Source organism: Georgenia sp. SUBG003, from assembly GCF_000715355.2.
Classification (GTDB): Bacteria; Actinomycetota; Actinomycetes; order Actinomycetales; family Actinomycetaceae; genus Georgenia.
The window spans coordinates 3,788,673-3,812,169 of sequence record NZ_CP180204.1 but is presented as its reverse complement, the minus strand read 5'-3'; the positions used below and the strand labels follow the sequence as shown (position 1 = coordinate 3,812,169).

22 protein-coding genes and 4 pseudogenes are annotated in these 23,497 nt (G+C 69.8%); 12 read left to right on the top strand and 14 right to left on the bottom strand.

All coding sequences use genetic code 11. The features are described 5' to 3' along the window. Positions 1–453, top strand: a complete 453-nt coding sequence (gene rplI, locus DA06_RS20135; protein ID WP_043503715.1) for a 50S ribosomal protein L9 — start codon at positions 1–3, stop codon at positions 451–453. Between the two features lie 119 nt (positions 454–572). Further along, on the top strand, positions 573–887 hold the full coding sequence (locus tag DA06_RS20130) for a hypothetical protein (RefSeq protein WP_043503711.1): 315 nt from the start codon (positions 573–575) through the stop codon (positions 885–887). Positions 888–929: 42 nt separating this feature from the next. Here DA06_RS20130 and DA06_RS20125 read toward each other — a convergent pair whose 3' ends face one another. After that, positions 930–1,550, bottom strand: a complete 621-nt coding sequence (locus DA06_RS20125) for an L-threonylcarbamoyladenylate synthase (RefSeq protein WP_043503709.1) — start codon at positions 1,548–1,550, stop codon at positions 930–932. On the opposite strand from DA06_RS20125, the gene secA reads away from it, so the two are divergent. Beyond that, a complete protein-coding gene (gene secA / locus DA06_RS20120) occupies positions 1,549–4,221 on the top strand; it encodes a preprotein translocase subunit SecA (protein WP_418605856.1) in 2,673 nt (890 codons plus the stop codon). The two genes, DA06_RS20125 and secA, sit on opposite strands and share 2 nt — an antisense overlap. Next, a complete protein-coding gene (locus tag DA06_RS20115; RefSeq protein WP_418605855.1) occupies positions 4,160–4,549 on the top strand; it encodes a hypothetical protein in 390 nt (129 codons plus the stop codon). The genes secA and DA06_RS20115 overlap by 62 nt, the downstream gene beginning before the upstream one ends. A 50-nt stretch (positions 4,550–4,599) precedes the next feature. On the opposite strand, the gene DA06_RS20110 is transcribed toward DA06_RS20115, so the two are convergent. From DA06_RS20110 to DA06_RS20095, 4 genes and pseudogenes are all read right to left on the bottom strand, one after another. Further along, positions 4,600–5,022: a PPOX class F420-dependent oxidoreductase gene (locus DA06_RS20110; RefSeq protein WP_043503705.1), complete on the bottom strand. Its 423-nt coding sequence runs from the start codon at positions 5,020–5,022 to the stop codon at positions 4,600–4,602. A gap of 258 nt (positions 5,023–5,280) precedes the next feature. Then, complete coding sequence (locus tag DA06_RS20105; protein WP_418605854.1) at positions 5,281–5,910, bottom strand: YbjN domain-containing protein; 630 nt, start codon at positions 5,908–5,910, stop codon at positions 5,281–5,283. 43 nt (positions 5,911–5,953) lie between these two features. Continuing rightward, positions 5,954–6,778, bottom strand: a pseudogene (locus tag DA06_RS20100) (hypothetical protein); the annotation flags it as partial. After that, positions 6,761–7,174 (bottom strand): annotated as a pseudogene (locus tag DA06_RS20095) (recombinase family protein); the annotation flags it as partial. The pseudogenes DA06_RS20100 and DA06_RS20095, both read right to left, overlap by 18 nt. Positions 7,175–7,425: 251 nt before the next feature. On the opposite strand from DA06_RS20095, the gene DA06_RS20090 reads away from it, so the two are divergent. Next, positions 7,426–7,893, top strand: a complete 468-nt coding sequence (locus tag DA06_RS20090) for a hypothetical protein (RefSeq protein ID WP_418605853.1) — start codon at positions 7,426–7,428, stop codon at positions 7,891–7,893. 534 nt (positions 7,894–8,427) lie between these two features. Here DA06_RS20090 and DA06_RS20085 read toward each other — a convergent pair. Then, entirely contained in the window at positions 8,428–9,345 is a 918-nt protein-coding gene (locus DA06_RS20085; RefSeq protein WP_418605852.1) for a hypothetical protein, read from the bottom strand. A 393-nt stretch (positions 9,346–9,738) separates the two neighbouring features. Continuing rightward, complete coding sequence (locus DA06_RS20080; protein ID WP_418605850.1) at positions 9,739–9,891, bottom strand: hypothetical protein; 153 nt, start codon at positions 9,889–9,891, stop codon at positions 9,739–9,741. A 145-nt stretch (positions 9,892–10,036) separates the two neighbouring features. Between DA06_RS20080 and DA06_RS20075 the strand changes: the two genes are divergently transcribed. Continuing rightward, entirely contained in the window at positions 10,037–10,438 is a 402-nt protein-coding gene (locus DA06_RS20075) for a hypothetical protein (RefSeq protein ID WP_043503689.1), read from the top strand. Positions 10,439–10,683: 245 nt separating this feature from the next. On the opposite strand, the gene DA06_RS20070 is transcribed toward DA06_RS20075, so the two are convergent. Then, a complete protein-coding gene (locus tag DA06_RS20070) occupies positions 10,684–11,322 on the bottom strand; it encodes a DUF6338 family protein (RefSeq protein WP_043503688.1) in 639 nt (212 codons plus the stop codon). 395 nt (positions 11,323–11,717) lie between these two features. Further along, positions 11,718–12,629, bottom strand: a pseudogene (locus tag DA06_RS20065) (YaaC family protein); the annotation flags it as partial. A 744-nt stretch (positions 12,630–13,373) separates the two neighbouring features. Between DA06_RS20065 and DA06_RS20060 the strand changes: the two are divergent. Both DA06_RS20060 and DA06_RS20055 read left to right on the top strand, forming a co-directional pair. After that, on the top strand, positions 13,374–14,099 hold the full coding sequence (locus DA06_RS20060) for a nucleotidyltransferase domain-containing protein (RefSeq protein ID WP_418605848.1): 726 nt from the start codon (positions 13,374–13,376) through the stop codon (positions 14,097–14,099). Then, complete coding sequence (locus DA06_RS20055) at positions 14,096–14,485, top strand: metallophosphoesterase (RefSeq protein ID WP_418605846.1); 390 nt, start codon at positions 14,096–14,098, stop codon at positions 14,483–14,485. Before DA06_RS20060 ends, DA06_RS20055 begins: the two co-directional genes overlap by 4 nt. 236 nt (positions 14,486–14,721) lie before the next feature. Here the strand turns inward: DA06_RS20055 and DA06_RS20050 are convergent, their stop codons facing one another. Then, on the bottom strand, positions 14,722–15,921 hold the full coding sequence (locus tag DA06_RS20050; RefSeq protein ID WP_418605845.1) for a tetratricopeptide repeat protein: 1,200 nt from the start codon (positions 15,919–15,921) through the stop codon (positions 14,722–14,724). Between the two features lie 661 nt (positions 15,922–16,582). Here DA06_RS20050 and DA06_RS20045 point away from each other — a divergent pair. Then, a pseudogene (locus DA06_RS20045) lies at positions 16,583–17,654 on the top strand (glutathione S-transferase family protein). Between the two features lie 137 nt (positions 17,655–17,791). Then, positions 17,792–18,817, top strand: coding sequence for a hypothetical protein (locus tag DA06_RS20040; protein WP_418605844.1), 1,026 nt, complete (start codon positions 17,792–17,794; stop codon positions 18,815–18,817). A 3-nt stretch (positions 18,818–18,820) separates the two neighbouring features. Here DA06_RS20040 and DA06_RS20035 read toward each other — a convergent pair whose 3' ends face one another. From DA06_RS20035 to DA06_RS20025, 3 genes are read right to left on the bottom strand one after another with little or no spacing between them, the layout of a single operon-like run. Continuing rightward, entirely contained in the window at positions 18,821–19,468 is a 648-nt protein-coding gene (locus DA06_RS20035; RefSeq protein ID WP_418608117.1) for a 2-oxo acid dehydrogenase subunit E2, read from the bottom strand. Continuing rightward, positions 19,435–19,701: an E3 binding domain-containing protein gene (locus tag DA06_RS20030; protein WP_418605843.1), complete on the bottom strand. Its 267-nt coding sequence runs from the start codon at positions 19,699–19,701 to the stop codon at positions 19,435–19,437. Before DA06_RS20030 ends, DA06_RS20035 begins: the two co-directional genes overlap by 34 nt. After that, complete coding sequence (locus DA06_RS20025) at positions 19,665–20,606, bottom strand: N-acetylmuramic acid 6-phosphate etherase (RefSeq protein ID WP_418605842.1); 942 nt, start codon at positions 20,604–20,606, stop codon at positions 19,665–19,667. Before DA06_RS20025 ends, DA06_RS20030 begins: the two co-directional genes overlap by 37 nt. A 361-nt stretch (positions 20,607–20,967) precedes the next feature. Here DA06_RS20025 and DA06_RS20020 point away from each other — a divergent pair, with 361 nt between their 5' ends. Then, positions 20,968–21,408: a metallopeptidase family protein gene (locus DA06_RS20020; RefSeq protein ID WP_418605841.1), complete on the top strand. Its 441-nt coding sequence runs from the start codon at positions 20,968–20,970 to the stop codon at positions 21,406–21,408. Between the two features lie 22 nt (positions 21,409–21,430). On the opposite strand, the gene DA06_RS20015 is transcribed toward DA06_RS20020, so the two are convergent. Then, complete coding sequence (locus tag DA06_RS20015) at positions 21,431–22,429, bottom strand: DUF5719 family protein (RefSeq protein ID WP_418608116.1); 999 nt, start codon at positions 22,427–22,429, stop codon at positions 21,431–21,433. On the opposite strand from DA06_RS20015, the gene DA06_RS20010 reads away from it, so the two are divergent. Beyond that, positions 22,399–23,397, top strand: a complete 999-nt coding sequence (locus DA06_RS20010) for a CpaF family protein (RefSeq protein ID WP_418605840.1) — start codon at positions 22,399–22,401, stop codon at positions 23,395–23,397. The genes DA06_RS20015 and DA06_RS20010 overlap by 31 nt on opposite strands. Positions 23,398–23,497: the final 100 nt, after the last annotated feature.

Genomic DNA, 23,497 nt, shown 5'->3' with positions numbered 1-23,497 from the left:
ATGGCAAAGCTGATCCTGACCCACGAGGTCTCCGGTCTCGGTACCGCTGGCGACGTGGTCGAGGTCAAGGACGGGTACGCCCGCAACTACCTCGTCCCGCGTGGCCTGGCCACCCGGTGGACCAAGGGCGGCCAGAAGCAGGTCGACCAGATCCAGGCCGCACGCAAGGCTCGCGCGATCCACACGATCGAGGAGGCCCGCGACGTCCGCGACCGCCTGCAGGCCGCGCCGGTCACCGTCGCCGTCCGCGCCGGGGAGAACGGCCGCCTCTTCGGCGCCGTGACCACCTCGGACATCGCCGAGGCCGTCAAGGCCGCCGGCGGCCCGCAGCTCGACCGCCGCAAGATCGAGGTCCCGGCCCCGATCAAGGCGATCGGCGAGCACAAGGTCCACGTGCGTCTGCACGAGGACGTCCAGGCCACGGTCGACGTCAAGGTCGTCCCCGCCCAGTGACACCGGCGGGCTTCCCGACGGCGTGAGTCGCCGGGACTTCCGTCACCGGCTCCGGCCCGGTCCCGCAGGGGGCCGGGCCGGAGCGTCCGTGCGCCCGGCCCGGGCCCCGCTGACGCCCCGTGGACGACACCGAGGACCCGCTGCTGCGCCGCCTGCTCGACACCGGCCGCGCCCGGCTGCACACCCGCCGGGCGGCCGACGGCACCGCCGTCGCGACCCGCACGCTGGACGTCACGGCGGACAGGTACCTCCTGCTGGACGCCACGGGGAAAATGGACGAGCGCGTCGTCGCCCTCGGCATCCCGGCCGGCGACGTGCAGCCCGGCTCCGCGATCGGAGCGACGCCCGGGATCCCGTCGCCGCTCCTCGCCGGGGCCGACCGTGCCGCCGCGCAGGTGCTGGAGCTCGTCCGGCCGGGCGTGGTCGTCGCCTGACCGCGCACGCCCCTCTTCGTTCCCCGCCCGTCCCGCGGGGTGTCACTGGAAGCGGGACGGGTCGCCGGCGCCGACGCGCAGCACCTCCGGCGCCCCGGTGGTCAGGTCCACCACCGTCGTGGGCGCGGCCGAGTCCACGTCGGAGTCGACGATGACGTCGAGCAGCCCCTCGAGCTCGTCCTTGACCATCCAGCCCTCGGTCATCGGGGCGTCCCGGCCCGGCATGATCAGGGTGCTCGACAGCAGCGGCTCGCCGAGCTCCGCCAGCAGCGCCTGGGTGGTCCGGTGGTCCGGGATCCGGACCCCTACCGTGTGCTTCCTGGGGTGGAGCAGGCGCCTGGGCACCTCCTGCGTCCCGCGCAGGATGAACGTGTACGGACCGGGCGTCGCCGCCTTGATCTGCCGGAAGACCGTGTTGTCGACGATGACGAACTGGCCGAGCTGGGCGAAGTCCCGGCACACGAGGGTGAAGTGGTGCTTGTCGTCCAGGCGGCGCAGCGCCTTGATCCGGTCCAGACCGTCCGTGTTCCCGAGCGCGCAGCCGACGGCGTACCCGGAGTCGGTCGGGTAGGCGATCAGGCCGCCCCGGCGGATCACCTCGACGGCCTGCGCGACGAGCCGGGGCTGGGGGTCCTGGGGGTGTATCTCGAGGTAGCGCACCATGCGGCCATTGAAGCGGCAGAGCCGGGACCCGGCCACCGCGACGGGGACGGGCGCTCAGCCGGCGGCGTCGCGCAGCGCCTGGGGCCCTGGCGGCCGAGCTCACGGCGGCCGCCGAGTGGCTGGGGCTCGGCGACGTCGTCGTGGACCCGGACGCCGGTGGCGACCTGGCCGGGTGGCTGGCCCGGCGGACTGCGGGGTGACGGGCCGCCCGCAGGCCCCGGGTTCCCGGGGCGGCGTCCGCATGTGCGCGGCCCGCGGGCACCCCCGGGGTTTCCCGCGGGCGGCGTCCACAAGGTGCGCGCGAGCCCGCGCCGCCTGCGCCTACCATGGTGACGGGTGCGCCCTGCCGTGGGGCGGCCCCGCCGTGGCGGACGTCGCGGCGGAGACGAACGATCAGGAGTGCTGCGTGCCTGCGATCCTCGACAAGATCCTTCGGATGGGCGAGGGCCGCGTCCTCAAGAAGCTCACCGCCATGGCGGCCCAGGTGGACGCGCTGGAGGACTCCTTCTCCGCGCTCACCGACGCGGAGCTGCGCGAGGAGACGGACCGCTTCAAGGCGCGTCTCGCCGACGGCGAGTCCCTCGACGACCTGCTTCCCGAGGCCTTCGCCACCGTGCGGGAGGCGTCCGTCCGCACGCTCGGGCAGCGTCACTACACGGTCCAGGTCATGGGTGGTGCCGCGCTGCACCTGGGCAACATCGCCGAGATGAAGACCGGTGAGGGCAAGACGCTGGTGGCCACGCTGCCTAGCTACCTCAACGCGCTGACCGGCAAGGGCGTCCACGTCGTCACGGTCAACGACTACCTCGCCGGCTACCAGAGCGACCTCATGGGACGCGTGTACCGCTTCCTCGGCATGACGTCCGGGACGGTGCTGTCCGGCCAGTCGCCCGACGAGCGCCGCAGGCAGTACGCCGCCGACATCACCTACGGCACCAACAACGAGTTCGGCTTCGACTACCTGCGCGACAACATGGCGTGGTCGGTCGAGGAGCTGGTCCAGCGCGGCCACCACTTCGCCATCGTCGACGAGGTCGACTCGATCCTCATCGACGAGGCCCGGACGCCGCTGATCATCTCCGGCCCAGCCTCCGGGGACGCCAACAAGTGGTACGCCGAGTTCGCCCGCCTCGTCACCCGCCTCACGCGCGAGGAGGACTACGAGGTCGACGAGAAGAAGCGCACCGTCGGCGTGCTGGAGCCCGGGATCGAGAAGGTCGAGGACTACCTCGGCATCGAGAACCTCTACGAGTCCCTCAACACCCCGCTCATCGGCTTCCTCAACAACGCCGTGAAGGCCAAGGAGCTGTTCAAGCGCGACAAGGACTACATCGTCAAGAACGGCGAGGTGCTCATCGTCGACGAGCACACGGGCCGGGTGCTCGCGGGCCGCCGCTACAACGAGGGCATGCACCAGGCGATCGAGGCCAAGGAGGGGGTGACCATCAAGGCCGAGAACCAGACCCTCGCCACGATCACCCTGCAGAACTACTTCCGGCTCTACGACAAGCTCTCCGGCATGACCGGCACCGCCGAGACCGAGGCGGCCGAGTTCGCGAGCACGTACAAGATCGGCGTCGTGCCGATCCCGACGAACAAGCCGATGCAGCGCATCGACCAGTCGGACTACATCTACAAGGGTGTCAAGCAGAAGTACGCCGCCATCGTCGAGGACATCGCCGAGCGGCACGAGAAGGGCCAGCCCGTCCTGGTCGGGACGACGAGCGTGGAGAAGTCCGAGGTGGTCTCGGCGCTGCTCAAGAAGAAGGGCGTGCGCCACCAGGTCCTCAACGCCAAGCAGCACGAGCGGGAGGCCGCCGTCGTCGCCATGGCCGGGCGCAAGGGCGCGGTCACGGTGGCCACCAACATGGCCGGCCGCGGCACCGACATCATGCTGGGCGGCAACGCCGAGTTCATCGCGATCGCGCGGCTGAAGGAGCGCGGGCTCGACCCGGCGGAGACGCCGGAGGAGTACGAGGCGGCGTGGCCGGAGGCCCTGGCCGCGGCCAAGGACGCCGTGGCGGCGGAGCACAACGAGGTCGTCGAGCTCGGCGGGCTGTACGTGCTCGGCACGGAGCGGCACGAGTCACGCCGCATCGACAACCAGCTGCGCGGCCGCTCCGGCCGTCAGGGCGACCCGGGGGAGTCCCGGTTCTACCTCTCCCTCGAGGACGACCTCATGCGCCTGTTCAACTCCGGCCTGGCCATGCGAGTGATGGACTCCGCGTCCTACCCCGACGACATGCCGCTGGAGCACAAGTTCGTCTCCAAGGGGATCCAGAGCGCCCAGGGGCAGATCGAGGCCCGCAACTTCGAGATCCGCAAGAACGTCCTGAAGTACGACGACGTCCTCTCCCGCCAGCGCACCGTGGTGTACGAGGAGCGACGTCGCGTGCTCGAGGGCGAGGACCTCGAGGACCAGGTCAAGAGCTTCATGGCCGACGTCGTGGCGAACCTCGTGGCCGAGTACACCTCCGAGGGTGCCCCGGAGAACTGGGACCTCGACGCGCTGTGGACCGAGCTGAGGAACACCTATCCGGTCTCCATCACCCCCCGACGACATCGTCGCCGAGGCCGGCAACGCCACCCGCGTCACGGCGGAGATGCTGGTGGAGGAGCTGCAGTCCGACATCCGCCTCGCCTACGAGGCGCGCGAGTCCGAGCTCGGTGAGGAGGTCATGCGCCAGCTCGAGCGTCGCGTGGTGCTCTCGGTGCTCGACCGCAAGTGGCGCGAGCACCTCTATGAGATGGACTACCTCAAGGAGGGCATCGGGCTGCGTGCCATGGCGCAGCGCGACCCGCTCGTCGAGTACCAGCGCGAGGGCTACCAGCTCTTCCAGGCCATGAACGAGGCCATCAAGGAGGAGTCGGTCCAGTACCTGTTCAACCTCGAGGTCAGGCGCCCCGACGAGCAGCAGGAGCAGGCCGGTCCCGTCGTCACCGCCGCGTCCGCGGCCACGACGGCGGCGAGCGCGCGGGCGGGCGCCACGCCCCGCTGAGCCCTCGCGGCGCGCCGCCCGGGCGGGCCGTCACCGCAGATCGTCGGCCGTCACCGCTGCCAGGGCCCCATCCCGCCGACCCGGGTCACGGTGATGTGCAGGACGAAGCCGGGCGGCGGGTCGGGCATCGGCGGGAAGGTCGTCCCGGGGCCGACGTAGGTCTGGGCGAGGCGGTGCAGCAGCTCCGGGGCGCCTCCCTCGACGATCCGGGCCCGCCCGTGGACGACGAGGTGGTCCCGCATCCCGACGGCGTTCGCGCCCGTCCCCTCGAAGGAGAGCGCGACCCGCGGGTCCCGCCGGACGTTGGCCAGCTTCCGCTGGCCCGCCATGAGGTGTGCGGTCACCAGCTCGTCGCCCTCGATGCCCACCCACACCACGCTGACCTGGGGCGAGCCGTCGTCGTCGACGGTGACCAGGTGCCCGAGCGCGCCGGACTCGATCAGCTCCCGGGCCGCGTCGCCGAGCAGTGCCATGGGCCACTGTCCCACCGGCTCGGACGCGCTGGCGAGCGTTTCGGGGGCCACGTGCCCTGGCCGCCGCGCCGCCTGTTCGCCCGGCCCGCAGGCCGGGGCCCTCCTGTTCGGCCCGGCCGTCTGTTCGCCCGGCCCGCAGGCCGAGGCCCGCACTGGCCCGGTCGTGCTGGGGGATCCCGACGCTGCGTCGCTGAACCTCGCCACGCGGGCCGGGACGAGGCACGGCCCGGCCCCGGTCCTGCCGGACGCCGCGCGTCCTCAGATCTCGGGCGACGGCTCGTGCGGCGGGGGCATCGACGCGCCCAGGGCCTGGAAGAACTGGACGCCGGCGGACAGGCCGGCCTCCACGAGCTCGACGAGCTGGCGGTCCGTCGCGCCGGCCCCGACGTCGGCGAGGATCTCCGTGCGCACGGTGGTGCCGGACTCGTCGGACACCGTGAAGACGGTCGGCCAGATCTTGTCCCGGTTCCAGTCGTTGACGGCCTGGGCGACGGCGCTGTCCATCTCCTCGGGCACGGCGCGTCCCCAGGTGCCCAGGACGCTGAGGTAGTCCTGGGAGCCGCCGGTGAGGCGCAGCTGGAACGGGTAGCCGTCCCACAGGCCCGTGAGCGACGCGTCGGGCTCGACCCGCACGTGGTAGCCGCGGGCCGCCACCACGTCGCGCAGCCGCCCGGGCGTGACAGGTTCCGTGCTCTCGACCCGACGGCGTAGCAGCGCGGGAGGGCGCGCCGTGGTGTCCGGGCGCGCGCCCGAGCGCGCGCAGGCCGGTTCCTGCCACGAGGAGCTCGCCCGCCAGCAGGCCCCAGGGGCGGGGCAGGTTCTTGCGGTACGTCGTGACGCGTCCGCGCAGCACCAGCGGCAGCCGGTTGGACCCCGCCGACGACGCACCGACCCGGTGCCGGAACATCGCCTCCGGGCACACGCGCGGCGACCAGCCGGCACGGCGGGCGCGCAGGCACAGATCCGCGTCCTCGCCGTAGAGGAAGAAGTCGGGGTCGAACCCGTCCAGCGCGTCCCACGCCGGCCGCTCCACGAGCATCAGCCCCCCGCTGACCACGGGGACCTCCCGCTCCTCGCCGCGCCAGCGGTCGGAGGACTCGGGGTCGAGCAGCGGGGACCCGGGAACGAGGCTCGACAGGCCGGACGCGAAGCAGAGGGCCGACCACAGGGTCGGCCTGCCGAACCAGGACCGGGCGTCGGTCGCGCCGTCCTCGGTGACGCAGCGACCGCCGACGATGCCGGCCTCCGGGTGCCGCTGCGCGCAGGCGAGCAGCGCCTCGACCGCGCCGGGGTCGACCACGGCGTCGGGGGTTGACGAACAGCAGCCGGGGCGGCCGCGGAGCGCCGGGCGCGGGCGTGGCAGCCGGCGGCGAAGCCGTCGTTGACGTCGCGCAGCACGAGCTCGAGCCGGTCGGACACACCGCCCACCGCGGCCGCGAGGTCGTCGCCGGAGCAGTTGTCGACCACGACGATCCGGGCACCCGGGACGCGGGCGAGCGCGGTGTCGAGGGCCGCCGCGCTCGGCCTGCCCGAGCGCGTCCGTGCTGGACCGGGCGCGCCGGGCCGCGCAGGAGGCCGGCCTCGAGCCGGGCGAGCCGGCGCCCTGACACCAGACCGGCTTGGACCGTCGCCGTCGTGCCGACGGCCGGTCTCCTGCGCCGCGGTCGTCTCTTGACTGCCGGCGCCGTGAACGGGTGTCAGCGCCTCGATGTCTCCTCAGAGCCGGCTCTGGTCTCGACGCGTTGGCCACCTTCATCCCCTCGCGGGTGCGTAGCCGGATCAGATCGGACTCAAACTCCGCAACCATGGCGAGCACATTGAACAGCAGTCTGCCGACCGCGTCGGTGGGGTCATAGACCGACCCGCCCAGACTCAGGCTGACCTGACGGGTAGTGAGCTCGTCGGCGATCGCCCGGGCGTCAGGAAGCGACCTGGCGAGGCGATCGAGCTTGGTGACCACCAAGGTGTCGCCCGCCCGACAAGCGGCGAGCGCCTCGCGCAATCCAGGTCGCTCACGATTGGTGCCGGTCAGGCCGTGATCGACGTATATCCGGTCAGCACCGACGCCGAAGCCGAGCAGAGCATCGCGTTGAGCTGTCAGGTCCTGTTCATCGGTGGAGCATCGGGCGTATCCGACAAGCAGCGCGCTCACGGCGCACCTCCAGAAGCTAGGCCCGCCCGGGGCTACGGGACGCGGCCGGGACGAGCATCGGGCAGCACCCGACTCCACCAGCAGGTCCCTTCCCTCTCTCGGCTGCAAGGGCGGCCCGCCCCGGAACGGGAGCGGTGAGCGGAAACTGCCGAGTACCTAAGGATTCCGCCCTCGCTGCACGACGTCTTGCCAAGCAATCGTTCCTCGGCGCGGTGGGAGAATGCGGCGGTATGCCCACTGTCACTCGCTTGGTGACCGTCGTTGACCTCGACGACCGCATCGTTCCTGCCGAAGTCCGCGATGCCCCTTTCATCGATGGCCCTCCGCCGGATGGCTTCGGTCCTGCGGCAATCCCCATCGTCCACGGGGAACCGGTCTACGACGCCAGCGAGATGTCGTTTTCTGCGTTGCACCTAGCTGTCCTCGACGACGGTCGGCGCCTGACCTTGCTCGATGACCGGGGCTGGAGCGCGCACGGTGCTCCCGACCTCTGGAAGCAGACAACCGTCGAGGACATCGCGGACGACGCTCGGACGGTGGTCGGACCAGACGAGGCGTTCGGCAATCACTCTCAAGAGGACATGGCCGCGGAGCACTGGGCCGGTCTTGCCAGCACACTCCGAAAACATGGCGCGCTTGTTGATCCCGTGGAACTGAGCCGCCTTCCACACGACGTGGAGCTCACGAAGCGAGTGCGAGACCGCCTCACTCACGCATGACGCCGCCCACGCCCGCCGAAAGCGGATCCTCCTCCGGTCCCCGAATGGACTGACCGTACTGGCAGCTTCCGGAGCCGGTGACGTGATCCAGGAAGTTGGATGCGGTCGAAGGTCCTGAGGGCGTGTGGACCTGGTGAGGAGTCGCGGCGGAAGCACGTGGATCGTATGTCGGTTGCCCCGTGCGCCCTGAGTTTCGGTTCAGCTCGGCGGACGACACGTGGTTCGATAATCAGTCTCAGGCGCGAGCGACCTCGAAGTAGGTTCTGTCCTCGGCCAGTTGTAGACGGAAACCAAGCAGCGTCGAGTACGGGGCAACCATTGGCCAGGGTGCCGCTCGCAACGGTGCAGCGGTTGGCGGGGCGGACCCTGGCGCTGGAGGCGAACAACGGCCTGGAGCCCCAGCGAATGGGTGCAGGCCAAGCCACAACGGCTCGGCCTCGGACGCGTTCTGTGCATGGTGGCGGGGGCAGGTACGCGCGCCGCTGCTCCTCGGTGCACCATGTGCAGGATTGACCGTACGAACGTACGGTAAATTCATTGCGTGGGTGGTGTTGACTTGGCCGGCGTCCACTTCCGAGGTTCACCGAAGTGCTCTCGCGCGTTGTCGATTGCCAAGAGCGCGTGGCTCGCAAGGTCGTACCTAAGCGGATGTATTGATAGCCCGACAAGGCTGTCGCCGTCCGCCTCAGCCTGGAAGGCTGCGAACGTGACCGGCCCCTCTGGCTGTTCATCGATGGTGTTCATCACCTCGCGGCATAGTCCAAATATGAGGTCCGCCGCGTTACCGATGCGCTCTTCGTTGTGTGCGATCACTGCGAAAAGGACGCGCTCGCACGCATCGATTGCACTGGAGACGAGTTCCCATACTGAGGGTCCTTCCGCAAGCCGGTCACGTGCAATCCTGGACCATCCGTAACCTGTCGCCGCTACGGCTGCAGGGGCAATCGACCACTCCGTACGGCCATCGAAATTTGATTCGTCCGCGTGAAGGTGTGTGATGTGCAAAGGGTTCACGTGATGCTGAGCGGCATTGCGCCAATCCCAGCACGCCCGAAACTCCGGATGCTCGTCATACAGCCTCTGAAAGTGGCTCGCAGCGTGATCGTGTGCAGACTGCCCAAGCGCCAGGCCAACCTCACGCTCTGTTCGACGTCGGAACATCGCCAGGTGCATCAGCCACTCATCAAGAGCCATACTCCACTCGGCGCGGAATTCTAGGTCGGCCGCTCGGTCGCTATATTGCAAGGCGCCTGTGGTCACGGAGCCAAGGCGATTCGTGCTCTTGATGAGTGGTCCGATCAGGTTGTGCCCGGTCATCGTGGTCACGACCGCGCTCGCCTCCTTGAGGCCTCCGACTTCTGCGGGGCTCATCGAACGGATGCCGAGCACCTGCTTGGTGTCTCCGGCGACGAGCCGCGCCAACATCCAACCTTCGTCCACAATGGCGAGCATCCCACAGGTGCTACCGCTGTCAGGCGCCTGATCTGCTGGTTCCGCGCCGGATCGCGCAACCGCCAGGGCAGGGCGAAAGGTGCTGTGCGACAGCCTCATTCCCCGATTGGAAACCTCGGTCCCACGGACAAATGTCGTCACCTCGCAGGAACATCGGGTTGCACGTCAGAACGCGGTGCGCGACCTGGCCGCTGAGCTGAGTGGAACGCGGAACATGACGGAACCGACGACTGAATCGAGGTGGTCTTCCGACTCTGCTTGAGCTGAAACCGGCAGTGGCACGGGGACCCGTACCAGGCGAGGCGCGGGTTCCAGGCCGCCGCGCGGGCCGACTTTGTAGCGACGACTGGGGTAGGGCCGCGCCACTGCATGCCATGTTCAGTGAGTGGTTCGTTAGCGTTGCACGACGTCCCGGAACGCTTCCTCGAGGGCGGCGAGCACGGCCAGGGTGGTCAGCGCGATCTCGGCGCGGTCGGTCATGGTGGTCCTACGGGCGTGGTCTGCCAGCCACATCGGCGCGCGGCCGCGGCGAAGCCCTCCGCTCACGAACCGTCCACCGGCCGCCCGGGCGTGACGTCGCGGGCGAGCGGGTGCCCGCGGCTCTCCGGGGCGTGCCCGGGGCCCAGCCGCGGCGAGGCGCGCATACCCGGCCCGGAGGGGCCGTTACCGTGAGCACGTCACGGAGTCTGGGGTGCCGGAGAACGGGAGCGCAACAAGACACGACCGCCGGTGGGTCGTCGCCGTCGTCGTCGTGCTGGCCGTGCTCGCTCTCGCGGGCCTGTGGGAGGCCGGCCGGCGAGGGTGGGACTGGGCGGTGGACGCGTGGACGTTCCTCGGCGAGTTCGTCACCTCGGCCGGCTTCGGCGCGATCGCCGCGCTCATCGCCGCCGGAATCGCGTACAGGAACTTCCGGGCCGGCCAGGAGCACGAACGCACAGAGGCCGAAGCCCGCCGCAAGCACGAGGCAACGCTCGACGCGACCCGGCACCGCGAGGCGGTCGCGAACCAGTTGCGCGGCCAGCGGTGGGGGATCGCCTTGCGAGACGCCTCTCCAGTTCCGCTCAGCTGGGCTGCATCATTGCGGCCCAGCTGACGCAGCCGTAACGGCGCGCGCCTCGCAGCAGAGTCGAATGGCTGCGCGCTGCCGCCGGGCAGACGCTACTTCGCCTTCCCAGAGGAGTTGCTGTTCGTAGCCTTGGCGCCGGGAGCTGTTCCCTTCGGTGGCGGCGATAGCTTGGTCACGGGCTTCGACGACGATCCGTAGCCGCCCCGCTTCTCCGACCTCATGGAGCGCGGCGGGGTCACGGACTTGTCAGACTTTGCGGCCACGGTTGCTCCCTAGGCGTCGATGAACTGAAGGTACTCGACCTCCTCCCATCGTACGAGCAGTCCGCCGTCCTGAAGCCTGACGTTCCCGGACTCGTCGAAGAGGAACTCTCCTGTGCCGGGGTCCACCTCAACGGTCGTCGCGAGGAAGAGGTCCTGCTCTTCGGGGTAGCCGGCGGTGTAAGACCGTAGGCCAGTCTCGGAGGTGGCGTAGGCGCCGCCGACCCATGTGCCCGACTTCAGCCTCAGCCGGACCCAACCATCCCTCTTCCCTTGGAACAGGTGGTCCCAGGCACGCGGCGCGGGGTCGGGTCCCGTGAAGAACAGCGCCCATCCCGACCCCGTCCGAGTCGCACAGCCGATCCACGATCCCGCCAGCAGCGGCAGGGCCACGTACCCCATCGCGAGTGCCCACAGCCACCAGGACGGGTCGTCCTGCTGGCGAAGCCGGGGCCACTGCGTCGACCAGAACCAGTAGGTCGCCGGCGCCAGGAGGGCGTGGATGATGGCCGACGCGCCGACGAAGCGGAAGATGCGGTCGCTCAGACCGATGCCCCACCGGCCGGCCTGCCGCTCGAACGACCAGATGTACAAGGCACCAGGCACCAGCGCGAGGACGAGAACTGCCGCAGCTTGAAACGAGGTCGGCATCTGCGCAGTGTCTCAGCCGAGATCCCCGGTCCCCGGAACCGACCTCGGCGAGGCGCCGACTCCGCCGATTCGCGGAGCCGCTCCCTCTCCAGGACAACAGACTTCCCAGCTGTCGAAGGAAATAAGAACCAGCCGCCGTTTGCAACATTGTCTCGCTTGGGATCCGCTTGCGGTGACGGCGACATGCCTCAGAGTGGCGGACTCGGCATGCCAACCGATGCCGCATCCCTCTGCGGGCGCACCTACTGCCAGGGGAGGATGGCGGGGTCGACAACTTGGGATCGCTTCATCGCGATGAGCTGCAGGTGTCCGATCTTCAGTCATCCGTCGATGCCTGGGCTTACCCGGGAGGCAACCACGCTTTCCCAGTCGGACCAGCATCCGACGCTCTCCTGTTAGCCGTCATCCTCGCTCAGGCGGTACAACTCGCCCCATAGCAATTCCGGCACGGCGTCAATCGCCGAGTCGAGCAGGAACTCGATCCTCGACGCGATCTGGCTGTCGGCGAGGGTGAGCGTTTCCGTCCACCTGCTGGGGGCGTACCTCGCGAGCATCGATAGGGCATAAAGCACGGTCCACCACGACATCAGGGGCCGGAGTGCTCGTGCGCTCTCCCCGGCACTAGGCAGGAGAATAGCCGTCCGCCTGTAGTAGTCAGCGCCTTGAAGTTCCGCGATGCCGGGTACATCACGGCTCTTTAGTTGATCAGGGCTGGCGACGAGCACCAGACAACGACCCTCATTGTGGCTCCAGCGAACATTGCCTTCGTCGTCAAGGGCAACTTCGAGGTCGCGCAAAGCAGGGTACCGAGCGAGAAGCGCACGGACTACTTCGGCCGTCAAGTCCTGGCCGTTCGCGGGGTCGGGAACCCGGATCTCGAGTTCAAAGGGGAACGTCTTGTTGTGAACGTTGTAAATTTGCGCATCGGTGATAGGGCGGGCGTACCCGTGAGGCTCCTCAAATGCCATCGTATAGTCGACCAACTGGTTCATTGCTGCTCCGAACTCGATAGCATTGAAGTCGAGTGGCGAGTCGATCGCGATGGAAACACGCGAGAAGAGGTCTCGCGTACCTCCATCCTGCTTGATCGGCGTTGCCAAGACGCCGTCGGGGACACCGATGTCGTACTTGAGGCCATGCCCGTTGGCCTGCCACTGGTGATTCGTCCCGCGTCCGAGCAGGCGCGACCCAGCGGCGATTGCTCGACCGGCCTGAGAGAGCCCGTAGAATAGGTTCAGCGGGCGACTCTCATATCCGATCCGCTCCGCGGCAGCGAACTGCTGCTGGGCCTGTTCAAGTGCCATGTGGAGCTCGCGTCGCCGCGAGTTGTCACTCCGTAGGACGCGATCAAGCGACCCCTGGGGGTTCTGCCCTGATCGTACGGATCGACCGCCAGGATTCCGGGGCGGTCATCAGGCTCATTGAGTAGAACGTTGTCGGCACAAGCTCAGCGTACTAAGCCTCGATCCACCGATGGATGGGCCGTGTGTAGGTGGCGGGGCGAGTGAGAATGCCCCGTCTGGCCTGGGAATATATGACTTGTCTATTCGTATCGCCGTTCAAGAAGGTGTCATGGTGCAACCGGTGAAGGCGCGCAGGGCGAGCCTAGGTCGAGGATGCATAAGCGCGGTTGGGCTCGTCGAAGAGCGCAGAGACGGCCGGGTATTATCCGCGTCCGGTCCCGACCACTAACGGCGTGGGAACGTCGCGTCCTCGTGCTGCCAGCGGCGGCCGTCACTGGCGGGCTGGCTGCCAGTGGCTGCACGTCGGGTACGAGCCTCAATTGGAGACGCTAGACATCCACTCCTGCAAATTCCGAAAGAAAGCCCCGGACCTCCTCAATGACAACCAGTAGACGATCGTTAAACGGCCGCGGTGCGTAGCGAAGCGGGGCAGCACGCAGCGTCGGGCTGGATGCTCGTCGGCAGCTATCTGCGGCGAAGTGACTTCTCTCGGCTTCGTTAACCTCGCTGTGAACTCGTAACGTAGGTAATGTGAATCGAGATTACGTTGTCGACGCCCTATTGGGGCTCGGCGTGCCATCCGCCATCGTGGCCGACTTCCCGGATCTTCCAGCCGATGCACGAGCGCTATTGGTCTACGGGAGCCAGGCACGCGGGGACGCGGTCGCGGGCTCTGACGTCGACCTGCTCGCCTTAGTCGACACGCCCCGGCCAAGCACATACGCGGCCGACGTGAACATCAGTTACTACACCGGCAACCAACTCACGACCGGCATCGGCACGCTATTCGGCGCCCATCTCAAGCGTGACGCTCGAATCCTCTGGGATCCCGAAGGCGAGCTTGCCGCTCACCTCGACGCACTGGGCGAGGTCGACACTGAGCGCTTGCTGCGGCGTGCCTGGAAGATGTCCGAGCTCTTCACAACTCCCCGGCAGGACCTTCCGAAGTACCTGCCCGGTCTACTACGGGAAGCCCGCTACTTACTCCGCAGCTGCCTCTATGCCCAAGCCATAGCCGCTGGCCGTCCATGCTTCTCGGTCCGAGAGCTCGCCACCAGGCACAACGATCCCCACCTCGCCCTCCTGCTGGCATCGAGACACTCAAGGGACGCGTCCATTGAGGACCTGGACGAGTGCCTGTCTCGGCTCCGGCAGATCATCGGTGGGTTCCCACCAAGCACGAACGGCTCGCTCGAAGCCACCATCGTGAATGAGTGGGAGCGGCCTGGAGACTTGCTCTCAGTTGCATTCCTGGCATTAGGCATTACTGGACAAGGTACTGACTACGCCGAGGTGGAGAAGATCCTACTGTGAACGTCGAGCTAGCATTCATAGGTGACGTGCATGGCAACCTGCGTGCGCTTCGAGGTCTCTGGGATGTTCTCGTCCACCGTGACGTGCCGCATATGGTCTTCCTCGGTGATTACATCAACAAGGGCGCACGATCTGCCGACGTCATGCAGGATCTGATCTCGCACGCTGAAAGCGGACGCGCCACGCTGCTCGCTGGTAACCATGAGACAGCGCTTCTCGACGCGTTGGACCGGCGTGACTTGAGCGGCTTCCTCAAGATGGGTGGCGCAATGACCATCCGTTCCTACGTTGGTGGGCGAGTTGAGGCCGACGTCCTTCGCCACTTCATAACCAGCTTCCCCCCCTCAACACTTCGAAGCACTTCGCGCCATGCCAACGACTTATGAGACCAAGGACCTGATCGCGCAGCACGTCCCCCCCGAGGTCACCAACGCCCAAGTTCTGTGTCAGCGCGCACCTGCCAGTCGGGGACCTGCCTCGCATCGGGCACCGCTCGGCCCACTTGGACACCGGCTGCGGGAGTGACTCGGGGCGGCTGACCGCGCTGCTGTGGCCCTCGCGGACCCATGTCCAGGTGGACAGCAACGGCACCGAGATCACCGGCTGAAGTGATTGGGAGGAGTCAGTCGGGTAGGTGGTCGAGAAGCCATTGCGCCTTCTCGGCGCCTCGGGCATCCCCCATCGACTCATTGAGTGCGAGGCAAGCTCGCGCATGTGCTCCCGCGTCGGCGCGTCGGCCCGCCTCTCGACAGCATTGAGCAAGTACCAGTAACGAGATGGCTTCGCCCTGTCGGTTCGCAATCAGACGGTTCATGGAAAGTGCCCACTCGGCGTGCGGGATGCCTTCGGCCGGGCGACTCTGACGAAGCCGCACCTGCGCCATGAGCACCTCGGCATTGGCACGCACGCCGGAGGGTGGCGTCTCGCGCAGCACGGTGATCACCTCCTCCGAGTATTCGGCTGCGGTCGCTAGATCGCCGGCCGCCACTTCGAGTCTCGCGAGATTGATCAAGGACTGGGAGACCTCCCTTTTTTGGCCAGCCTCGCGCCTAGCCTGCAAAGCTGTTTCAAAGTTGCGCCGCGCGCTCGCCAGGTCGTCGACCTTCCTGTAGGCAAGCCCGAGGTCGTCATGGATCCGGCAGCGGACCGCCCGGGCGTAGGCGTCGTCTGCCACAACCAAAGTCAGCGCGTGCTCAAGTTGACCTACGGCATCATGGTTGCGCCCCTGGGCGCTGAGCACCTTAGCCTGAGCGGAGAAGGCGTCCGCCGCGAGCGTTGAATAGATGGGGGCCCCTTCTATGAAGTGGTCGACTGCCCTCTGTGTCTCCGCGTATGCGCTCTCCAAGTCACCTGATCGTCGGAGGAACCGTGCGTACGCCAAACGCTCAGCTGGGCCACCAAGAACGGCGGCCTCATGGAGCGAGGCGCGGCCAGCATCAGCCTGGCCAAGGTCGATGAGCTTCTCGCCCTGGAGTCGCAGATTTGCCGCCCGCAGAACGTCCTTCCCCGACGACGGCAGCAAGTCGACATGCTGCGGGATCTTGGTGCCCGCGAGCTCCTCCCACGACTTGAGACGATCAGTTAGCTTTTCCTTCAAATCTCGTAGGCCGCTGATCGATTCGAACATCACCGAGTGTCGGTCGATGATCTCCTGTCGCAACTTGACGATGCGCCTATCGGGGTCAGAGTCGTCGACGAAGCCGACCCATAGATCTCGCATGGGCTGCTCGATCTGTCCTAGTTCGAGGAGGCCGGTGAAGAACTCTTCCTCGGTGCCCGAGGTATAACCCCAGGGGCTGCCCGGCGCGCTGCCCCCAAGCACGCTTGAACAATACGATCATGAAGTGGCTCTCGGCGATCAGTTCGTTGATCGCCTCTTGGGCCCGGCGCGCGGTGCCGCGCACACGGTTCCATTCCACAACCTCGTACGTCACCCTGCTCTCGCCAGTCTGACGAGCGTTGTGCTCATCGACGCACGCACGCACGGTGGACCGCTCATCTTCTAGATCACCGGGCGAAGCGAGAAAGATACGGAGCGGGAGCGCGTCAACCATGGGACGAACGATAGTCATCGTCCAAGATGCGGCTAAGTCGCAGGGCCGGACGCCAAGATGTCCACCCGGGCTAGCGCAGGAAACGTCCCAGTAGAGGAACCCCTCGCGGGGACGGTGCAGGTCATCCGGCGCCTCCCAGGGTCGAGTGTCCGCAGGACCCGTCCGCGAAAGTGCCCGGTGACGGCGCGTCTTGCGGACATACCTGTCGTCAGAGGGTGCGAACTCCGGCACGCCCCGCCCCACGATGCTCGGGGAAGCGCTCAGGGGTCTCCACCGTTTGCAGCTAGGAGACGTCGAGCCGTCGACGGCTGATGAAGGCCCGGGGCCCACACAGTTCGGGTGGGCCCCGGGTTCTCCAGTTCGGCCGTTGGGCTCGCCTCATGACAGCCACCCGAGTGCGGTGGTGCCTGCGGACGTAGGGTCGGAAGCATGGACCAGCAGCGGACCAGCACGACCGAGGAGTACCCCGAGCACAACGAGGGCGGCCGGTACACCACCAAGGGCAAGGAGTACACGCGGGACACCCGGTACATCGAGACCCGCATCACCGCCGACGGACGTGACGGCTACCCGGTTGAGGCCGGCCGCTACCGGCTGGTCGCGGCGCGCGCGTGCCCGTGGGCGAACCGCACGATCATCGTGCGCCGCCTTCTCGGCCTGGAGGATGCGATCTCCCTCGGGCTGCCCGGCCCCACGCACGACGCCCGCTCGTGGACGTTCGACCTCGACCCGGACGGCAAGGACCCCGTACTCGGCATCCACCGGCTGCAGGAGGCCTACTTCGCCCGCGTGCCGGACTACGCGCGCGGCATCACGGTCCCGGCGATCGTCGACGTGCCGACCGGTGCCGTCGTCACCAACGACTTCGCCCAGATCACCCTCGATCTGGGGAGCGAGTGGACCGCGTTCCACCGCGAGGGTGCGCCCGACCTGTACCCCCAGCACCTCCGGGACGAGATCGACCGGGTGAACCGCAAGGTCTTCACCGAGGTGAACAACGGCGTCTACCGCTGCGGCTTCGCCGGGTCCCAGGAGGCCTACGACAAGGCGTACGACCGGCTCTTCGCCGCGCTCGACTGGCTGGAGGAGCGGCTGACCGACCAGCGCTACCTCGTGGGCGACACCATCACCGAGGCGGACGTGCGCCTGTTCACCACGCTGGTGCGCTTCGACGCCGTCTACCACGGCCACTTCAAGTGCAACCGCAACAAGCTCAGCGAGATGCCGGCGCTGTGGGCCTACGCGCGCGACCTCTTCCAGACCCCCGGGTTCGGCGACACGATCGACTTCCAGCAGATCAAGGAGCACTACTACATCGTCCACACGGACATCAATCCCACCCAGATCGTGCCGAAGGGCCCGGACCTCTCGGGCTGGCTCACGCCGCACGGGCGAGAGGCGCTCGGCGGGCGCCCGTTCGGGGACGGCACTCCCCCCGGGCCCCGTCCGGCCGGAAGAGGAGGTCGACCCCGCGCACACCGCGGCCGCCATGCGCGGCTGAGCGGTGCCGCGGCCTTCCCATCCCGCCCACGAGCGCCGCGGCCTAGCGAGGCGGACGACGGCGGAGGGCGGAGCGGGCACCGACGCGCGTGTGCGGCAACGCGCCTGCGTGCCCGCGCCGCGCCCTACGCTTCGACCATGAGCACCGTCTCCCCCGTGCCTCGCACCGATCCGGACGTGTGGCCGCCGCCCCGGTGGGAGCTGCGGCTGCGGGCGAGAGAGGTCGAGCTGCCGGAGTGGGCGGAGGACGCACCGGACCGGGCGGTCGTCGTCGCCACGGACCGCGGCGTGCTGCAGGTGCACTCCTTCGAGGTCTCCACCGGCCGGCTGATCCCGGCCACGGACCGCGCGCAGGGAACGACCACGTGCGCGATCGACCCGCGCGGGGCGTGGGTGTGGTGGTTCGACGACACCGACGGCGACGAGTTCGGCCGGTGGCGGCGCCAGCCGTTCGGCTCCCCGCCCGGTCAGGGCGTGCAGGCCCCGATCGCCCTGCCGGACGCCTACCCGGCCGGGCTCCTGCTCGCCCGGGACGGCACCGCCGTCGTCGGCCGCACCGACGAGCGCGGCACCACGGTGCACCAGGTGGTGGTCGGCGGCACCGAGTACGGCACGGACACGCCCGTGCTCCTGTACCGCCACCCGAACGACGCCGTCGCCGCGGCGCTGTCCCACGACGGCAACCTCGTGGCGATCGAGCACTCCGAGCGCGGCGACAACCGGCACCCCGCGCTGCGCGTGGTGCGCACCGACACCGGCGCCGTCGTCGCCGACCTCGACGACGGGCCGGGCCGCGCGCTGAGCGCCATCGACTTCGCCCCCGGTGGACGGGGACCTCCGGCTCCTGGTCGGGCACGAGCGGCGCGGCCCCGGGTGGCGGGGCGGGTCCTGCTGGTCGGCGACGCCGGCGGGTACATCGACGCCCTGACCGGTGAGGGGATCTCGCTCGCGCTGGCGCAGGCGGAGGCGGCCGTGGCAGCGGTCGCCGCCGGGCGGCCGGAGGACTACGAGGCGCGGTGGCGCGAGATCGTGCGACGCTACCGCCTGATCACCGAGGCGCTCGTGGTGGCGGCGTCGGTCCCGCCCCTGCGCCGGGCACTCGTGCCGGCGGCCCGGGCCCTGCCGCCGGTGTTCGGCGCGGCCGTGCGGCAGATCGGCCGGTGAGGTTCAGCTCCAGACGAGCACCTGCGACGGGTCCTCCAGCACCTTGGCGACGTCGGCGAGCACCCTGGCCCCCAGACCGCCGTCGACGAGCCGGTGGTCCATGGACAGCGCCAGCTGCGTGACCCACCGCGGCCTGACCTGGCCCTTGTGCACCCAGGGCAGGCGACGGATCGCCCCGAACGCGAGAATGACGGACTCGCCGGGGTTGAGGATCGGCGTGCCGGTGTCGATGCCGAAGACCCCGACGTTGGTGATCGAGATGGTGCCGTCCGACATGTCCTGCGGCGTGGTCCTCCCCGCCCGCGCCCGGGCCGTGAGGTCCCCGAGCGCTACCGCGAGCTCGTGCAGCTTCATCCGGTTGGCGTTCTTGATGTTCGGCACCACCAGGCCCCGCGGCGTCGCGGCCGCGATGCCGAGGTTCATGTAGTGCTTGTAGACGATCTCGTTCGTCTCGTTGTCCCACGAGGCGTTGACCTCGGGGTGGCGGCGCACCGCGTGGATGAACGCCTTCATGACGACGAGCAGCGGCGTGACCCGCACGTCCGCGAACTCCTTGTCCTGCTTCAGGCGCTCGACGAGCTTCATCGTGCGCGTGACGTCGACCGTGTGGAAGACGGTCACGTGCGGCGCCGTGAACGCCGACGCCACCATCGCCTCCGCCGTGCGCTTGCGCACCGACTTCGCCGGCACCCGCGTCTGGCGGCCGTCCACCGAGACGGTGCCGCCCGCCAGCCACGGCTCCTCGTCACCCGGGTAGGTGGCCAGCGGCTGGGCCTCGGTGCGGGCCTGCTGGGCCACACGTCCTCGCGCGTGATGATCCCGCCGGGACCGCTGCCGCCCACCGTGGTCAGGTCGACGCCGAGGTCCTTGGCGAGCTTGCGCACGGGCGGCTTCGCGAGCACCCGTACGCCGCCCGCGGCCGAGGGGCTCGGCGCGGACGCCTGCCGGCGAGCAGGGCCACCAGGGCCACCCGGACCCGGCCGCCGGCCTCCTCGAGGACGTCCGCGCAGCGCCCGGGCTCGCGGCCGGTGGCCTGGACGAGCATGCGCACGGTGCGGGCACGCAGCTTCTGGTTGGTCGGCCGCACCTGGATCATGAGGTTCGAGAAGGTCTTGCCCAGGCGGACCATGACCGCGGTCGAGAACGTGTTCAGCACCATCTTCTGCGCGGTCGCGGCCTTCATCCGGGTCGAGCCGGTCACCACCTCCGGCCCGGTGTCCACCAGGACGGCGACGTCGACCTGGCCGGCCAGCGGTGCCGCCGGATTGGTGGACAGCAGCGCGGTCGCGGCGCCGAGGCCGCGGGCCGCCTCGAGCGCACCGGCGACGAACGGGGTGCGACCGCTCGCGGTGAGCCCGACGACCAGGTCCAGCCGGGTGAGCTGGCTGCCGAGGGCCCGGCCGGCGTCGGCGTCGTCCTCGGCGCCCTCGACGGCGAGCATCATGGCGCCCTCGCCGCCGGCGAGGTGCGCGCGGAAGGCCTCCTCGCCGACGTCGTAGGTGGGCAGCAGCTCGACGGCGTCGAGCACGCCGAGACGGCCCGACGTTCCGGAGCCGACGTAGTGGACGCGCCCGCCCGCCGCGATCGCGGCCACCGCGCGCTCGACGAGCTCGGCCACCGGCCCGGTCACCGCCGCGACCGCGTCGAGGACGGCTCGGTCCTCCGCCATCACCAGGGAGACGAGCTCGCGGGCGGGCAGCTGGTCGATCGCCCGGGTACGCGGGTTGCGCTCCTCGGTGGGCGAGCGGAGGCCGATGACCTCGCGCCAGTCGCTGTCGGTGCGGCTCATCGCTGCTCCAGGGACCTCGGGCGCGGGGGCCCCGCGCGAACCGCCGCCGCGGGACCGGCGGGCCGTCGCGGTGGTTGGATGGGACGGAACCGTCCGGGTGATAATTTCCGCCTGCTGTACTCAGTTGGAAAGTTACCACCGTCTTGCGAGGTGTGGAATACCGTGCCCTCTCCTCTGCGCACCGTCGTCGGCCTCGACGTGGGCGGCACCTCCTCCACCGCGGGCGTGCTCACCGACGACGGCACGGTCCTGGCGGTCCTCGACGGTCCCGGGGCGAACTTCCGGTCCTCGCCGGGGGCGGTGGCCGAGCACGTCGGCTCGCTGCTCGCCGCCGTGGCGGCGCGCGTCCAGGAACGGATCGGTGCGGGGGCGACCTGGACGGCCGACGCCCTCCTGGCCGGGGTCCCGGGGGCGCGGCCTGCGCGGCCCTCTCGTACCACCGACGCTCCCGGCCTGGCGCACCCGCGCCGACAAGTTCGACGACACCGTTCTGCTCTGCGTGCGCCGGCTCGAGAAGCGCTGGCCGAAGGAGCTCGCGGGCGTGGAGTTCGCGGTCGAGGAGGTGCCGCCGTCGGACCCGGCGCCGTGGGAGCACCGCACGGTCGCCCTGGGCCGCTACTTCCCCGCCGACCCCGCCGCCGGGCTCAGCCACCGCATCGTGGTGTACCGCCGCCCGGTGCTCGCGCGCGTCGAGGACGCCGAGGAGACGGAGATGCTGGTGCGCATCGTCCTGGTCGAGCAGGTCGCGGGGATCCTCGGCCGTTCCCCCGAGGAGATCGACCCGGAGTACCCGGGCGACTGACGCCGGGGAGCGCGCCGAGCTGTCAGCGCACGTCGACGTGCACCGAGCGCGCGGCGTGCGGGTCGGGCGAGAGCGGCAGGACGCCGACCAGCTCGCCGTCGCCGGCCTCGGCCGTGAGCACGCTCGCCGCGAGGACGCCCGCCCGACCCTCGGTGCGGACCTGGACCGCGGCCGTGCCGTCGGCGAGCTCGGCCGCGTCGGTGGTGACGGTGCTGCGGCCCGGCACAGTGACGGCGACCGGATCGCCGAGCGCTCCTCCCTCGCCCACCGGGACGAGCTCGGCCTCGACGTCGTCCTCGCCGGGGTTGGTCAGCACGAGCGTGGCGGCGTCGACGAGGTCCCCCAGGCCCGGGGTGACCAGTACCCCGGAACGGGCCGGCTCGGCCGACGGCGACCACGCGCGCTCGACGGGTGCCACGTCGGGGTCGATCTCGCCGGGCTCGCCGACGCGCGCGAGCACCACCGCGCCGGTCACCGGCCGGTCGCCGGTAATCTCGACGGCGTACGCGCCTGGTGCGACGCCGGCGAGCGTGAGGTCGAGGACCGCACCGGGGTCGAGCACGACGTCCTCCGCACCAGGGACCGCGACCTCGCCGCCGGGCCCGAGGAGCCGGACCGTGGCGGTGGCCGTCTCCTCGCCGGGGTTGACGAGGCGGACGGCGGAGGAGGCCGGGTCGTCCATGGAGGACTCGGCCAGCACCACCCCGGGAACGGTGACGGTGAGAGCCGGCGGGGCGGCGGGGGTGACGACGTCGGCGCCGGCGGCGACGAGCCCGTCGAGCTGGACGTCCTGGACGCGGGCGGCCACCTGCCCGCCGCTCGCGTCCACCCGCAGGGCGAGCGCCGGGTCCCCGGTGGCGACGCCCTCGAGGAGCACGGCCGTCTCGCTCTGCGGGGCGACCACGATCTCGGCCAGCCGCGCGGCGTCCGCCAGGCCGATGGTGGTCCACATGGTCGCGGTGACCGTGGCGGGGGGTGTCGCCGGTGTTGGTGAGCACCAGCTGGGCGCTCTGCCCCAGATCCGTGCCGCCGCCCACCAGCCAGCTGGTGCTCCGGGGCGCTGGCACGGGGCGCGACGAGGCCGCGCAGGTCGCCGGCGTTCGCGCGGGTGAGCGTCGCGACGCCGTGCTGCCGCCGCTGTCGGCGACCGGCACCCTCATCTCGCTGCGAACCCACCGCGGCCGGGTGCTCACGCCGGCCGAGCTCGTCGAGGGCGGGACCGTGCCGGCGGGGCTGCTCCCGGTGCTCCGGGCGCTGGTGGAGCGGCGCGCCAACGTCCTGGTCTCGGGGGCCACGGGATCGGGAAAGACCACGCTGCTGGCCGCCATGCTCTCCCTGGTCGGGCACGGCGAGCGGATCGTGTGCATCGAGGAGTCGGCGGAGCTGCGCCCGGACCACCCGCACGTGGTGCACCTGCAGGTCCGCCGGGCGAACGTGCAGCACGTCGGCGAGGTGCCGCTCGCGGAGCTGGTGCGGGCGGCGATGCGCATGCGGCCGGACCGCATCGTCCTCGGTGAGTGCCGGGGCGCCGAGGTGCGGGACGTGCTGGGGGCGCTCAACACCGGGCACGACGGCGGCTGGGCGACCGTGCACGCCAACACGTCCGCGGACGTGCCGGCACGGCTGGTCGCCCTCGGTGCGCTCGCCGGGATGACCGGCGCGACGATGACGGCGCAGGCGGTCAGCGCCCTGGACGCGGTCGTGCACCTGCGGCGGGACGACGCCGGTGTCCGCCGCCTCGCGGAGATCGGTGTCCTGGAGAGGGCGGAGGACGAGCTCGTCTGCCGGCCGGCCCTCACGGTGGACGGGGGCGGCACCGTCACGCGAGGGCCCTCGTGGTCGCGGCTGGCCGCCCGTCTCGGTCTCGCCGATCCGGTGCACGGGGCGACGCCGGACGGGTCGCCTCCACCGGCGGCCGGACCTCCGCAGCGGCCCTCGGCGCGGGACGGCCGATGGCCGCGGCGAGCGCGGGCGCCTGCATCAGGGTGACCTCGAGGTCCTCCTCCTCGTCGGGCTGCGGTGAGAGGTGCAGACCGGCGTGGTTGTCACGACCGGCGTCCACGTCCTCGAGGGGGCTGCGCAGCGCGGA

What these genes read in the sequence shown, in the direction of transcription:
- secA (WP_418605856.1), top strand. Translation starts at nt 1,549, where the DNA reads ATGCGGCCATTGAAGCGGCAGAGCCGGGACCCGGCCACCGCGACGGGG.
- rplI (WP_043503715.1), top strand. Translation starts at nt 1, where the DNA reads ATGGCAAAGCTGATCCTGACCCACGAGGTCTCCGGTCTCGGTACCGCT.
- DA06_RS20085 (WP_418605852.1), bottom strand. Translation starts at nt 9,345, where the DNA reads ATGCTCGCCATTGTGGACGAAGGTTGGATGTTGGCGCGGCTCGTCGCC.
- DA06_RS20025 (WP_418605842.1), bottom strand. Translation starts at nt 20,606, where the DNA reads ATGAGCCGCACCGACAGCGACTGGCGCGAGGTCATCGGCCTCCGCTCG.
- DA06_RS20035 (WP_418608117.1), bottom strand. Translation starts at nt 19,468, where the DNA reads ATGGTGGCGTCGGCGTTCACGGCGCCGCACGTGACCGTCTTCCACACG.
- DA06_RS20040 (WP_418605844.1), top strand. Translation starts at nt 17,792, where the DNA reads ATGAGCACCGTCTCCCCCGTGCCTCGCACCGATCCGGACGTGTGGCCG.
- DA06_RS20110 (WP_043503705.1), bottom strand. Translation starts at nt 5,022, where the DNA reads ATGGCACTGCTCGGCGACGCGGCCCGGGAGCTGATCGAGTCCGGCGCG.
- DA06_RS20070 (WP_043503688.1), bottom strand. Translation starts at nt 11,322, where the DNA reads ATGCCGACCTCGTTTCAAGCTGCGGCAGTTCTCGTCCTCGCGCTGGTG.
- DA06_RS20125 (WP_043503709.1), bottom strand. Translation starts at nt 1,550, where the DNA reads ATGGTGCGCTACCTCGAGATACACCCCCAGGACCCCCAGCCCCGGCTC.